The sequence below is a fragment of the Arthrobacter sp. TmtSoilC77 genome, from assembly GCF_059739415.1.
Genome location: NZ_AP046050.1, coordinates 4152354 through 4165464, shown reverse-complemented (window position 1 = coordinate 4165464; position 13111 = coordinate 4152354). Strand labels below are relative to the sequence as shown.

Annotated in this window: 14 protein-coding genes; 5 read left to right on the top strand and 9 right to left on the bottom strand. The window is 63.9% G+C overall.

The features are described from left to right. Window position 1: 1 nt before the first annotated feature. The 3 genes from AC6I99_RS19230 to AC6I99_RS19220 all read left to right on the top strand — a co-directional run bounded on the left by AC6I99_RS19230 (window position 2) and on the right by AC6I99_RS19220 (window position 2662). Complete coding sequence (locus AC6I99_RS19230; RefSeq protein ID WP_497961533.1) at window positions 2-484, top strand: hypothetical protein; 483 nt, start codon at window positions 2-4, stop codon at window positions 482-484. 86 nt (window positions 485-570) lie between these two features. Further along, window positions 571-1875, top strand: a complete 1305-nt coding sequence (locus AC6I99_RS19225; RefSeq protein ID WP_224165497.1) for an APC family permease — start codon at window positions 571-573, stop codon at window positions 1873-1875. Next, complete coding sequence (locus AC6I99_RS19220) at window positions 1850-2662, top strand: hypothetical protein (RefSeq protein ID WP_497961531.1); 813 nt, start codon at window positions 1850-1852, stop codon at window positions 2660-2662. Before AC6I99_RS19225 ends, AC6I99_RS19220 begins: the two co-directional genes overlap by 26 nt. A gap of 51 nt (window positions 2663-2713) precedes the next feature. Here AC6I99_RS19220 and AC6I99_RS19215 read toward each other — a convergent pair whose 3' ends face one another. The 3 genes from AC6I99_RS19215 to AC6I99_RS19205 are packed head-to-tail and all read right to left on the bottom strand — an operon-like array spanning window position 2714 to window position 4083. Then, window positions 2714-3250, bottom strand: a complete 537-nt coding sequence (locus tag AC6I99_RS19215; protein ID WP_497962001.1) for a sigma factor-like helix-turn-helix DNA-binding protein — start codon at window positions 3248-3250, stop codon at window positions 2714-2716. An 18-nt stretch (window positions 3251-3268) separates the two neighbouring features. Continuing rightward, entirely contained in the window at window positions 3269-3607 is a 339-nt protein-coding gene (locus tag AC6I99_RS19210; protein ID WP_497961529.1) for a sigma factor, read from the bottom strand. A 17-nt stretch (window positions 3608-3624) separates the two neighbouring features. Then, window positions 3625-4083 (bottom strand): carboxymuconolactone decarboxylase family protein, encoded by a 459-nt coding sequence (locus tag AC6I99_RS19205; RefSeq protein ID WP_497961527.1) that lies wholly within the window; start codon window positions 4081-4083, stop codon window positions 3625-3627. A gap of 92 nt (window positions 4084-4175) precedes the next feature. Here AC6I99_RS19205 and AC6I99_RS19200 point away from each other — a divergent pair, with 92 nt between their 5' ends. Next, window positions 4176-5213: a zinc-dependent alcohol dehydrogenase family protein gene (locus tag AC6I99_RS19200; protein WP_497961525.1), complete on the top strand. Its 1038-nt coding sequence runs from the start codon at window positions 4176-4178 to the stop codon at window positions 5211-5213. Between the two features lie 155 nt (window positions 5214-5368). Further along, window positions 5369-6658 (top strand): DDE-type integrase/transposase/recombinase, encoded by a 1290-nt coding sequence (locus tag AC6I99_RS19195; RefSeq protein ID WP_497943955.1) that lies wholly within the window; start codon window positions 5369-5371, stop codon window positions 6656-6658. A 97-nt stretch (window positions 6659-6755) separates the two neighbouring features. Here the strand turns inward: AC6I99_RS19195 and AC6I99_RS19190 are convergent, their stop codons facing one another. From AC6I99_RS19190 to AC6I99_RS19165, 6 genes are read right to left on the bottom strand one after another with little or no spacing between them, the layout of a single operon-like run. Beyond that, window positions 6756-7982: a pyridoxal phosphate-dependent aminotransferase gene (locus tag AC6I99_RS19190; protein ID WP_497961999.1), complete on the bottom strand. Its 1227-nt coding sequence runs from the start codon at window positions 7980-7982 to the stop codon at window positions 6756-6758. Window positions 7983-8034: 52 nt separating this feature from the next. After that, on the bottom strand, window positions 8035-8964 hold the full coding sequence (locus AC6I99_RS19185) for a PASTA domain-containing protein (RefSeq protein ID WP_497961523.1): 930 nt from the start codon (window positions 8962-8964) through the stop codon (window positions 8035-8037). A 54-nt stretch (window positions 8965-9018) separates the two neighbouring features. Next, window positions 9019-9492 carry a hypothetical protein gene (locus tag AC6I99_RS19180; protein ID WP_497961521.1) on the bottom strand — a complete coding sequence of 158 codons (474 nt, stop codon included), beginning with the start codon at window positions 9490-9492 and terminating at the stop codon, window positions 9019-9021. After that, window positions 9489-10052: a hypothetical protein gene (locus AC6I99_RS19175; protein WP_497944296.1), complete on the bottom strand. Its 564-nt coding sequence runs from the start codon at window positions 10050-10052 to the stop codon at window positions 9489-9491. The genes AC6I99_RS19180 and AC6I99_RS19175 overlap by 4 nt, the downstream gene beginning before the upstream one ends. Continuing rightward, window positions 10045-12672, bottom strand: a complete 2628-nt coding sequence (locus tag AC6I99_RS19170; protein ID WP_497961519.1) for a baseplate J/gp47 family protein — start codon at window positions 12670-12672, stop codon at window positions 10045-10047. The genes AC6I99_RS19175 and AC6I99_RS19170 overlap by 8 nt, the downstream gene beginning before the upstream one ends. Next, entirely contained in the window at window positions 12669-13103 is a 435-nt protein-coding gene (locus AC6I99_RS19165) for a GPW/gp25 family protein (protein WP_224089213.1), read from the bottom strand. Before AC6I99_RS19165 ends, AC6I99_RS19170 begins: the two co-directional genes overlap by 4 nt. Between the last annotated feature and the right edge of the window lie 8 nt (window positions 13104-13111).

Genomic DNA, 13111 nt, shown 5'->3' with positions numbered 1-13111 from the left:
CATGACCACGACGACGGGACGGGTCCGGTCAACCGGGCCCGTCCTCCATCCCAGGATCTGCGCGGCCCTCACTGCTGTGTCATGCGCCGTCCACCTGTGGCTCGCCGCCTCGGGACACCACGGCGCGTGGCTTGGCATCCTCATGATTGCCTTGGCGGCGGTGTGCGTGCCGTGCACCTTTCACATCTGGCGCCACAGCCGCGTCGGAGCTCTTCACCAGGTGACGGTTTCCGCTGTGGCAATGATTGCCCTTCATGCCGTCTTGCTGCTGGGAGCGGGAGGCCTGCTGGGAGCGGGCGGTGCCGGCCACTCGCACGGTGGGGGACCGACGTCGAACGCTTTTGATACTTCCGGTGCGACCGGACTGTTGCTGGTGATCGGATTGGAAATCACGACGGCGCTGCTCGCGGCCACGCTGGTAGCGCGGCTCCGGCGTCGGGTACAAATGGCCGCTGTTCCTGACCCTGTTTGGCGTCCGGCATAAGCCCAGCAGGAATTCGGCAGGATATTGCCTCGAGCAGGCAGTTTTCCCGCTTGTTGCACCTTGCCCGAACGCTGTTCAGTAGAGAGGTGAGTAGAGCTGTCAGTAATTCGGGTAATCCAGGCCTTGGCTTGTTCAGGGCGACGGGGATCTATGTAGGTGCCATTCTGGGGTCCGGTGTGCTGGTTCTGCCAGCTATCGCCGCCCAGGTTGCAGGACCGGCGTCGTTATTGGCGTGGGCGTTGCTGCTGGTGTTCTGCACACCGGTGGCGTTCAGCTTCGCGGAAATGTCCAGGCAACAGCCCGACGCCGGTGGGATCGCCACGTTCGTGACCCGCGCTTTCGGGCAGCGGGCCTCAGTTGTGGCCGGCTACCTCTTCTACTTCGCCATCCCGTTCGGGGCGCCCGCCACCGCGGTGATCGGCGGGGAATACATCGCGCATGCCATGGGCGGCGGGCGGGAGACGGCCCTGATCGCGGCCGGCTTCATCCTGGCGGCAGGTTTCCTGAGCAACGCGGTGGGGATCCGGGTCTCCAGCAAACTGCAACTCTTCCTCATGGTCTTGCTCGTGGCGTTGCTTGCGCTCGCCGTCGCCGTGGCCGCGCCCTACGCCAAGGCAGAGAACTTCGTTCCCTTCGCCCCGAACGGCTACTGGGCCGTGGGCGGCGCAGCGAGCCTGCTGTTCTTCTGCTTCGCCGGGTGGGAAGCCGTGACGCATCTGGCCGGCGAATTCCGCAACCCCGAGCGCGACTTGAAGCGGGCCACCTGGCTAACGCTCGTCGTCGTGGGTGTTGTCTACATCGGTTTGGTGGCAGCCTGTGTCGCCGTCCTCGGTCCAGGCCTCGCTGGCAGCAGCGTGCCGGTGGCCGAACTGCTGGCGAAAGGACTGGGACCGGCGGCGGCTCCCGTGACGGCTGTGGCCGCAGCCGTGTTGACGTTCGGACCGCTGAATACTTTCGTCGCCGGGGCCAGCAAGCTGGGCGCCAGGTTGGCGTCCGACGGCGTGCTGCCGCGGCCTTTGGCGCGTGGCGTGGCTGCCGGCGAGGTGCCCTCTGTGAGCCTCGGCGCGCTGGCTGTTATGACGTCGTTTTCCTTTGCCCTGGCCGCTGTGGGGCTCCTCAGCATGGAGTTCCAGATCGGCGCCGCGTCGGCGTGCTTCACGGCCGTCACCGCGTTCGGGCTGGCTGCAGGCGTGCTCCTGTTGCCCCGTGGAACCGCAGCCTGGTACGGCGTGATCGTGGCCGCCGTCGTAATGCTGGTTGTCCTGCTGTTCAGCGGCTGGGCCTTGCTGGTGCCCGCCGTGCTGGGTGTTGCGGCATTGTTGGTGGGGCGCTTGTATTTGAAACCCCCGGTGCCACAATTGAGCCATGGCCGCAGCGTGGTCAATTCGTGAGGGGTTCCGCAGCGGGCCTGACCCTGATGCCCTGCGCCGCCCCTTCTTCATTGCCGCCGTTGTTGTCTTTGCCCTGGTAGTCCTGGCCGAGGTGGGGATGTCGCTCCTGCTGGGGCAGACCGCCGTCGACCCCGTCTCGGCAAGCGACGCCAACAACCTGGGCGTTCCACTGGATGTCTTCCGCAAGACGCAGCGGGCCGATGCCGAACCGCCAGGCGCGGGCATTGGATTCCTCGCATTCCTGGATGGCTTGCTGCTGTTCACAGTGGTGATGCTGGGGCTTAGCCTGATCATCGATCTTCGAACCTATGGCCGGATCCAGGGGCTCACGACGTTCATCGTGACGCTGCTTTGGGTTATCGCGGCGTTCCTCACCGCAATGTTGGCTTTGGCGAAGCTGTTCCTGATGATCGGGTTGTTCGTGGCTACCCCGTTTGGAACCATTGCCTACCTTGCCCTGTGGGGGAGCTTTCCTACCGGGCAGGCAGCGGCGATTCTGGGACTATTGCTGGTCCTGAAAATCGTGTTCGCAGTGTTGCTGATTCTCAGCCAGCCAAAGTTCCTCAAAGTCACGGGACTCGTGGTGCTGCTGGTGGTGTCCGTGCTGCTTCAGATGATCCTGGGGCTGATCCACGAGTTCCTGCCGGGTCCCCTGGTGTCCATTGGAGATCAGTTCTGGGCGCTGATCACTGTGGTGGTGGCGCTGGTGTGGGCATTGATCATGCTGATTGCCTCGATTCCGGCCATCATCAACGCCCTGCGTGTGAGCGGTTCGGCGGGGGACTAGCCTTGCCACCAGTCCGGTGACTTCGCGGGAATCCTGCCACTTCGAGCCAACTCACAGCGAAACCCGCGTCAGCTTGTCCGGATTCGAGATCTGCCGCAACCCGCGGATGGTGCCGTCAGGGCCGCCGTCGAGCACCAGGACGTCGGCGCGGCCCGAGTGCCGGAGTACCAGCGCTGGTTCACCGTTCACAGCGATGAGCACGGCAGTGACGGGCTGTACGGGATCGAAAACCACTGCTTTGCCGAGGATGCCCGCGAAGAACCGCCCGATCCGCTCTGCCCCGAACACCGGGTTCATTGCGCTCTTGACCTTGCCGCCGCCGTCGGCCCATAGCACTGCATCCTGGTCGAGCATCGCCACTACCGTGTCAATGTCACCCTGCTCGATGGCGCGTACCAGCTTCTCTAAGGCTGCGCGATCCTTGGTCCTGGGAGCGGGAGCGTCCGGGTCGATGTCCAAGCGGCGCTCGGCCCTGGAGATCATTTGGCGGACGGCAGTGGGAGTCTTTTCCAGGATGTCCGCGATTTCCGGCGCGGACATCCCAAAAGCGCGGTGGAGCACCAGAGCAGCCCTCGCCTCCGGCGCCAGCTGCTCGGCCAGGTGAAGCTAGGTCAAGGACAGGAGCTCGCGGTTGGCCACGGTTTCCTCCGGAAGCCTGGAAGTGTCCACCGGCTCCGGCAACCAAGGCCCGGTGTAGTCCTCGCGCGCAGCAGCGAGTTGGCGGACCCGGTCAACCGAGCGCCGCACGCACACTGTGGTCAACCACGCGGGCCAGGATTCCACGCGGTGGCCATCGGCCTTGCGTTCCTGCCGAACGGCGTCGATGGCAACCTCGGAGACGACGTCCTCCGCATGGCCGAAATCTCCCAACATCCGGTAGGCGATTCCCAGCAAACGATTCCGTTCGCTCTGCCACGCGGCCGTGGCCGATACCGCAAGACTCATGCCCTCCACGCTACCCCTCAGACGATCGGGTTCTTCTCGTCTACCGGTGGCTCCATTTGCGTGCTCACGGCAATCCTGTTCCACACATTGATCGTGGAGATGGCCAGGATCAAACCGCCCATCTGGCTGTCGTCGAAATGGGTGGCGGCCGCATTCCAGATCTCGTCGGTGACGGTATCCGGACCGAGCTGCGTGACGGCGTCGGTCAAGGCCAGCACCGCCCGCTCGCGGGCATCGAAGAACACCTTCGAATGCTGCCACGCCGCCACGGCATGCAACTTGCGGGCAGGAATCCCGCGCTTCCGACCGTCAGTGGAATGCATGTCCACGCAGAAACCGCAGCCATTAAGGATGGAGGCGCGGAGCTTGATGAGTTCGTACAAGTCGGGATCAACCGACTTCCGGGCGTAGCCCTCCAGCCCGATGACAGCGGCGTAGCCGAGTTTGTTGCTGTGGCCGATATTGATGCGGGTCATACTGTTTCCCTTCCGTGGTGGTGCCTTACATCAGGGATGTCGTAAGGGGCGGCGGAAGTGTGACAGGGGCGGCTAATTGTTAGAGTCGGTCGATGCGCGCAGTAGTTTTTGATGAGGTCCGGACCCAGCCCGACGTTCGGGAGGTCACCAAACCCGAGGCTCCCGCTCGAGGTGTGGTGGTGAAGGTTTTGGCCACCGGCATGTGCCGCAGCGACTGGCACGCCTGGGCCGGCCACGATGACATAGCGGTGCCCCACGTTCCAGGCCACGAGCTCGCCGGTGTCATCGACTCCGTCGGGGAAGACGTCCAGCGCTGGAAGGTCGGCGACCGCGTCACCGTCCCCTTCGTTTGCGGGTGCGGTAAGTGCGAATGGTGCCGTGATGGTGACGCGCAGGTGTGCCCCGACCAGGAGCAGCCCGGCTTCACCCACTGGGGATCGTTCGCCGAATACGTGGCCCTGCACGCTGCCGACAGCAACCTGGTTGCCATACCGGAAAGCGTTGAATTTACGACGGCGGCAAGCCTCGGCTGCCGCTTCGCCACGGCATATCGTGCCCTGGCAGCCCGTGCCCAGGTGAAGGCCGGCGAATGGGTGACAGTTGTGGGCGCGGGAGGCGTGGGCCTCAGCGCTGTGATGATTGCCAAGGCCATGGGAGCCAAGGTCATTGCCGTGGATCGGAACCCGGAGGCCTTGGCCGTGGCTGCACGTTTGGGTGCAGACCACACCGTGCTTGCTGACGGTGCGGATATCCCCGCCGCGGTCAACGTCCTCTCCGACGGAGGCAGCCACGTGGCGGTAGACGCCGTCGGAAGTGAACAAACCTGCGCAGACGCAATCCTCAGCCTTCGCAGGCGGGGCCGGCACGTCCAGATCGGCCTGTTGCCCTCCATTGACGGCAACCCGCAGGTGCCGATGGCCCGCGTGATCGGCTGGGAACTGGATGTCCTGGGCAGCCACGGCATGGCCGCGGTGGACTATCCCGGAATGATGGCCCTCATTGAACAGGGTGCGCTCCGGCCGCAGCTGCTGATCGAACGCACTATCGGGCTGGAAGAAGCAGCGGTCCTGTTGCCGACCTTCGATACATCGACCGTGGCCGGGATGACGATGATCGACCCGGCGCGCTAACTGCCTGGCACCCCAACTGGGTCGCATTTGTGCGCGTTTTGAGCCCCCATAACGCGTGTGAAGTCTCAAGACTTAATGGACACTTATGTCTCATGACTTCGTGGACAGTGTGTCTCAGGACTTCGTAGACACTCGGTGCGGGTTTGCTCGGTTTCATGAGCAAACCCGCACCGAAGTTGAGCGTCCGTCAAGCAGTCGCGTTGTGGCCGACTGATGCCCCTCGGGGTGAAGTCAGCAAGTTCTGCAAGAAGCACGGGGTCTCACGGGCTTGGTTTTACAAAGTCCGGGCAGAAGCCGAAATTGCGGGCCCGGTGGAGGCCTTGGCAACGAAGCGGCCAGTTCCGTTCACGAGCCCCACGGCGACGGCCCCGGCGATGATCGAACTCCTCTTGGCCACACGGGCAGCGTTGGAAAAAGGAGGCTACGATCACGGCCCTTTGTCGGTGATCGCGACCCTGTCCCGCAAAGGCTTCGCGCCACCATCCAGAGCGACCGTGGCCAGGATCTTCAGCCGCGCCGGTGTCGTCATCCCCGAGCCGCGGAAGAAGCCACACAACGCTCAGAAACGGTTCGTCTACCCGCAGCCGAACGCATGCTGGCAGATCGACGCAACCGAGTGGCCGCTCGCGAACGGGAAGAAGGTGGCGATCTTTCAACTCATCGATGACCACTCCCGCTTGGCCTTGGCATCTCTGGTCGCGACCGGGGAAACGAGCGAGGCCGCCATCGCCGTCGTGTCCCTGGCCATCGAACGTCACGGCGTGCCGGAGAAATTCCTCTCCGACAACGGTGCAGCGCTGAATCCAACCCGCCGCGGACGCACCGGAGCGCTCGTGGAATACCTCAAATCCCATGGGGTCGAACCCATCACCGGCAAACCTGGGAAGCCGACCACCCAAGGCAAGAACGAACGCTTCCACTTCACCCTGCACCGCTACCTGCGTAAGCAGCCACCGGCCACGACCATGGCCATCCTGCAAGCCCAGATCGACACCTTCGACCAGTACTACAACACCGAACGCGAACACCAGGCACTGCCAGGGAAACAGACCCCGGAGGAAGCCTGGCACGCGACCCCGAAGACTCCTGCTCCCGCCCTGCCCGAGCCTGCGGTGACCATCCATGAGCAACGTCAAAGCGAACAACGCCGCGTCACCAAGGGCGGCCGTGTCACCGTGTTCGGGACGGCCTTCAACATGGGCAAGGAACTAGCCGGCACCGCCGTGCACATCATCTACGACAGCACCACGGTGATGTTCTTCGATGCCCACGGCACCGAGATCATCACGCACCCCATCCCCGTCAAAGGCACGCTCTACGTCGGCAACGGCAAACCCTCAGGAGTCGCTGCTGACCCTCGAGGCACACGAAGCAAACGAACCAAATACCCGCCACTAAAAGACCGCCGGAAACCGCTCAACCACGAAGTGTCCACGAAGTCCTGAGACATGAAGTGTCCACAGTGTCATGAGACATGAAGTGTCTACGAAGTCCTGAGACATCACAAGCCGTCAAAACGCGCACAAATGCGACCTAGTTGGGTTAATCTGCCGGGCGGTTCCGGTACGCCGCCAGGAAGTGCTCGATCCTGCGCACGGCTTCCTCGATGTCCTCCACGGTCGGCAGGATCACGAAGCGGAAGTGGTCCGGGGTGGGCCAGTTGAAGGCCGTTCCGTGCGAGACGAGGATCTTCTGTTCCTGCAGGAGTTGAAGGACGAACTTCTCGTCGCTCTCAATGGGGTAGATCTCAGGGTCCAGCCGGGGGAACAGGTACATTGCGCCCGCGGCGGGGACGCACGAAACGCCCGGGATCGCGGTCAGCAACTTCCACGCCAGGTCCCGTTGCTCACGCAGGCGGCCGCCGGGACGAATGAGTGCCTCGATGCTTTGGTATCCGCCCAGGCAGGTTTGGATGGCGTGCTGGGCGGGAACGTTGGAGCACAACCTCAGCGAGGCGAGCAATTCCAGGGATTCGCGATAGGCAGCCGTTGCGGTCAATGGTCCCGTTACGGCAACCCAACCCGCACGGTAGCCGGGCATGCGGTAGGCCTTGGAAAGTCCGCTGAACGTCAGAACCGGGATGTCGTCTGCCACCGCGGCGGTATGAATGTGCGGGGCGTCGACGTAGCGGATCTTCTCGTAGATCTCATCGGAAAACAGGACGAGATCATGCTTCCTTGCGAGCGCCGCGAATTGCTCAAGGATGTGCCTGGGGTACACGGCCCCTGTGGGATTGTTCGGGTTGATGATCACGATGCCCCGTGTGCGCGGAGTGATCTTTGATTCGACGTCGGCCATGTCCGGCCACCAGTTCTCGTCCTCATCGCAGAGGTAGTGCACGGCTTTGCCGCCCGTGAGTGTCACGGCCGCGGTCCAGAGCGGGTAGTCGGGTGCCGGGATGAGGATCTCGTCACCGTTTTCCATGAACGCCTGCAAGGTCATGGAAATGAGTTCGCTGACGCCGTTGCCGATGAAGACATCCTCGACGCCGATCGTCATCAGTCCGCGCGTCTGGTAGTACTGCGAGATCGCGGTCCGGGCGGAGAAGATGCCCTTGGAATCGCTGTAGCCCTGGGCCCCGCGGATGTGGTGGATCATGTCCACCACCACTGACTCCGGCGCCTCCAACCCGAACGGTGCCGTGTCCCCAAGGTTCATCTTGAGGATGCGGTGTCCCTCGGCTTCCATGGCCTTGGCGGCCTGGAGGATGGGACCACGGAGTTCGTAGCGGACATTCTGGAGTTTGCTGGAGTGCTGCATCGGACGCATGGTTGATCTTTTCATGTCAGCTCCCCGGCAAGGCAAACCCGTCCCGAAATAGTCACGGGTTCAGCCGCACCTCGCAAAGTTGGGGGTTGCTGAGACAAATGTTTACTGGATCAAGGATGATGCTGGACCTCAACTCAGTCCGCACCAAAATGAGTGCGTTGACGTTGACTTTAGTGCCGACGTCGGGATTGACGCCCACCACTACGCACCGCGTCAGGGAGAGGGGAGGCGAGCTTTGGCAGGCGGAACCCTGGGTGAAGTCCAATTGCAGTTGTGCTGCCTGGAAGGCGTTGCGGGCTGTTTCGATCCGTGATCCGAGGACACTGGGCACGGTGGCCTTCACGGGCACCGCAATTTCCAGGTTGACCGTGCTGCCGCGGCCCACTTTCTCGCCGCCGGCGGGACTCTGGTTGACTACCGTACCTTCGGGCGAGGCGCTTTCGATCTCGCTCGTGGCTGCTTTGAAGCCGGCGTCCGTCACGATCTGGACCGCCTCAGCTTGCGGCTTGGCTTTTACGTCCGGAACGTTGGCGTCCTTGAACATGAAGTACAGGATCACGCCGATAACGGCCAGCAGCACCACACCCCCGATGATCACCCACAACCAGGGGAATCCCGGCGTCGGCTTCGGCTTCTCGGCCGCCGGAACCGTCAAGGTGACCACATGCGCCTGGTCCGCGTAGTCCTCGGGTGCGTCGTCGGCGGAGTAGGCGATCAGCTTCACCGGGTAGCTCCCCTCGGATGCCCCCGCGGTGTCGAAATTGACCACGTACTGTTCGGTGGCCCCGGCGGCGATGGTCCGCAACGGGTTGGGGATGGTGGTGTACGTTTTCGACGGCGGATTGGTCACCTGCCCGGGGAAGGCGCCGAGCACTACGCGCTCGGAAGTGGTGGAGCCATTGGTGACGGACGCTGTCAGCGAACCCTTCCCATCCTTAAGGACGACATCCGGGGAGCTCAACGTCATGGTGATGGCAGTCATGGCACAACAACTCCTGGGATCGCGGTTTGTAGTTTCGGCGCACAGCAGCTCATCTCAGCCTCCGGCTTTCTGGATCAGCAACACACAAGTCCCCAGGGGACAGACGATTCCCAGCTGTCCGCCCGAGGTCCCGAAGGTCAGGTCCACGGTTTTCCCTGGGCCTGAATTCTGCTCAGCGCGCGTCCCCTGCACCAACAGCGAGACGGTGACCGCCTGCTGCGGGGCGAGTCTCGCCCGCTTGGTGGGAGGTCCGAAATAGAACAGGCCTCCACCGAATTCCTTCACATCGAACACGCACGCACCCGTTACCACCAGCTGGGTATCGGACGCCGAACATGAACCGCCTTGGGCAGACAGGTCTGCTGAGGTGAGTTGCGCGCCCGCGGCCGCGTCGGAGAATCCGCCCTGCCAGTCCCGTGCAGCATCGTTGTTTCCGCCACCGCAGCTGACGCCGAACACCAGCACCAACAGCGCGATTACTCCACAAGCGACCACCACAAGAATCGGCGTGCGGTTCTCCTTATTCATGCGTGGTCACCGTTCATCCCCCGCACCTGAACCTCATCCGTCACGTGCGCGGGCTTCATACCTTTGACGATTCTGCGGATCAACTCCAGCTGCCCACCCGCTTCCGCAGGCACCAGCACCCTGATATGGAAGGCGCCGGGCACGGATTCGACGTCGAACCCGGGCACCCCGGTGGCCAGGTGCAGGAAGCGGGTGAGCCCGTCCACAGTGCCGCGGCGAGCAGAGAGCTGCGCCGCAGCTGCGATGAGGTCCCGTTGCCGCGATATGGGAATTGCGCTGGTCGCCGGGATGCTCCCGGATCCAGCGCCGGCCTCCGGACCGGGCAGCGTCAGCCAGTCCAGATCTACCCAGCGCGAGAGAAAAGGAATCAACGACGACGGCGCGCGGCCGGGATCGGGAACGGTATGGATGCGGTCCAGGACCTGCCGGACGGGCTCATGCATGTCCTCGGCCACGGCAAGCAGGGCCTGCAGGGGAGAGCTGGTATCGGCGGCCACCTGGAAAACTTCCGGCAGGACCTTCAGCAGCTTGGACCCGGATGGCCGCATGGGCTCAGCCATTGCCATGGACCACCTCGATCCTGTGGTCACCCGAGCAGAACAGCCAGGTGTCGGGCAGCGTCACGACGTCGTCCACCACGCGCCGTGTGCAGCTCTCCCATTTCACGGCGTTGTCAGTGCTGCGGTACACGCCTTTGGGACCGGCGGCGAGGACCAAGGGTTCGCCGTCAAGGATTGCCCCGGACACGGATTTGACCGGCTCGAAGCGGGTGCGGTCCCTCAACGGCAGATTGCAGTTGACGTCCGGCACGCTCCACTGCGCCGACGACTGGCCCAATTGCAGTCGCAACACCCCGCCGCTCTGGGTAGCGGCATAGGCAGCGTCGCCCATCACGTGGACACCCCAGCAACTTCCCCCGGTCCAGCCAGTGCTGAACTGCTCCCACGAATTCATGAATGACTCATCGAAATCGGTACGGCCCAGCTCATCGATCTTCAGCCGCAGGCATCCCGTCCCGGTCCCTTCCGGCACTGCGCGGCCGAGCCACACATAGCTCGCACCGCCGTCGTACTGGATGGTCATGCAGCGGATGTCCTCGCCGGCGGCCTTGACCTGCTTGAAGCTGTCCGCGGTACCGGCGTCGGGGGAGAGCCAGACGCCTTCCGAGGCCTCCGCAGCCACCACAACACCTGTCCGCCCGCGGACGTCCACCAAGGCGTCCACTGCGTAAAAGCCACGATCCGGCTGGGACGTATCCACCACGTTCTGCACGGGGATTGCCCCTTGGCTCATGGAAAGTTCGTACAGTCCGCGTTCGCCGGCAAGCAACAGCAGCGGCTCGCCTTGACGGTCCACCCAACACAAATCGGCGACGACGAACCCCAGCTCCGCTGCTTTGCGCCAGGATTCGCCGAGGTCCTCGCTGATGTAAATACGGGAACCAGTGCCGGTCACCGTGCTGACGGCCACCATGCCCGGATGCCGCTCCGGACCCACCCGGCCAGGTGCGGGGGAACGGAACGGGGCGATGGCGCGGACGGTTTCTTCCGCCTGGTCGCCGTCGTCGCCAAAATCCGCACAGCCTTCCCAGCCGTCGGCGGCGTTGGTAGTGCGGAACAGGGTGCCGCCTTGGGCCACGAACCACGTCTTGTCCTGGCCTTCAGCCTGGACCAAGGACACGGCATCACTGTCCGGAACTTTGTCCACTTCCAGCCTGACCCGGTCCACATACTGAACGCCAGGCTCGGCCTCCTCCATGGCACGGTACAGATTGGAGACACGCAGTGGCTTCCCGAAGCCGGATCCGTAACTGGACGAATCCGGGCTCAGTGGACTGATCCCCTCAGACAGGCGGCCCACGATCCTGGATTTCACGGCCTCGGCGTCCTCATCGGGACGAACAACGATCCGCGCATCCACCAGCACCTGTTTGTAGAGGCCCCAGCGCACTACAGGCTCGGCGCCAACCGTGGACCGCCTGCGGAGATATTGTTCCACTTCAATCCGCACTTCGTCCCGTGCATGTGACGCAAGGTCCGCTGCGCGTAATGGCTGGGCCGCCCCTGCCCTGCCGCCGGGAACGAATGGCACCAACACAATTTCCACTTCGCCGGGCCTGGCAAACGCCCACAAATCCTTCCTCGTGAACGCCCTTGCCCGGCCCACCCCGCCGTGGCGACGTGCCAGGACCTCGTAGTCCCGGACAGTGACTGCGCGGTCGCGGGCCTGAAAATCCTGGGGCGCGCGCCTCAGGGCGTTCTCCAAGGACTCGCCATCGCGGCCCCCGGTGGCTGGTTCAGGATTAGTGACCTTGGCACCTGGAACAGGGGAACGCAACACCGTGAGCTGACCCGCTCCCACGTTGCCGCCCGAACCGCCACCACTGCGGTACCAGGCGCGAACCTCGGCGCCCGGCCCTGGTACCAACGGGCCCTGCCCGGATTCCGTCCGCCCCCTGGACTCGTCGTCCCACCACGCGAACATCGCGACGCCGGCACTTCGATCAATCCGCACCGGCATCTCACCCGGCCTTGCGTCAGCGAAGGCCTCCACTTCCTTGCAGTACCGGAACGGCTTTCCGTCCACCAGGACAGCCTCGCCACTGCTCAGCCGCGTCCCCGCCGGAACTTCGACGGCGACCGCCAGCCCAGCGCCCGAGACGATCGGTGCGTTCGGGATCACGAAGCTCTGGCCCGGCCTGCCGGTCCCGGTACCAATCGGTACGGCGTCATACATGGTGACGTCGGCTGCGGGGACCAGCACGCTGGTCTCGCCGGGAGCCAAAGTGGCTGCCGCCGTCGTCGTAAATACCGGCTGGGGTGAACCCGGAACCCCTGGCGGGCAGCTGACCTGTGTACCCCTGGGGATGCGGATTTCCTGAACTGCGCTTGTGCCTGTGGCGGATGAGCGGCTGAATTCCAGCATCGTTTCGGCAGTGCTCGGCGGGTACAGGGACGTGCCGAGCAGATTCAAGTAGACGGCGTAGAGCTTGTCCGGCACGCGGTTGAGCCGGTACATGAGCGTGTCCGTGAGGTAGGCGAAGGCCTCGACGATGGTGATGCCGGGATCGTGGACGGAGAGGTCCGTCCACTCAGGGGCGATTTGCTGGATGCGTTCCCGGGCACCGGCCACAAGGTCCGCGAAGCTGCGGTCATCCAGGTTGGGAACGGGAAGACTCATGCTGCACCGCCGGATTCCACGGGCAGGGCGATGGCGATCTCGTCCTCAAGCTGGGTGGTGCGGACACGGTATTTCAGCCGTACCTCGAGGACTTCAGGATCCTCCGGCGAGCGTGACGCATCCAGGGAAAGGACCGTGATGCGCCGCTCCCACTGCTCCACGGCCCGGGCTACGTAGTGGATAGCCAGGCCTGCCGTGGTGTCGTCGGCCGGAGCAAACGCCAAGCGGAATAAGTGGCAACCGTACGTCGGGCGGTTAACGCGCTCGCCGGGCCTGGTGCTTAGCAGGAGGAGGAGGGCTTGGCGGATGGAGGCTGCGTCCGTCACAGTCGCCAGCCTGCCTGACGGGGTGATGCGCAGGCCCGGGACACCTGCCGCGGCGTCGAAGTCCGGATGGATGAAAGCAATCGAAGTGTAGCGTGGGGCGCTCATGCCAGTGC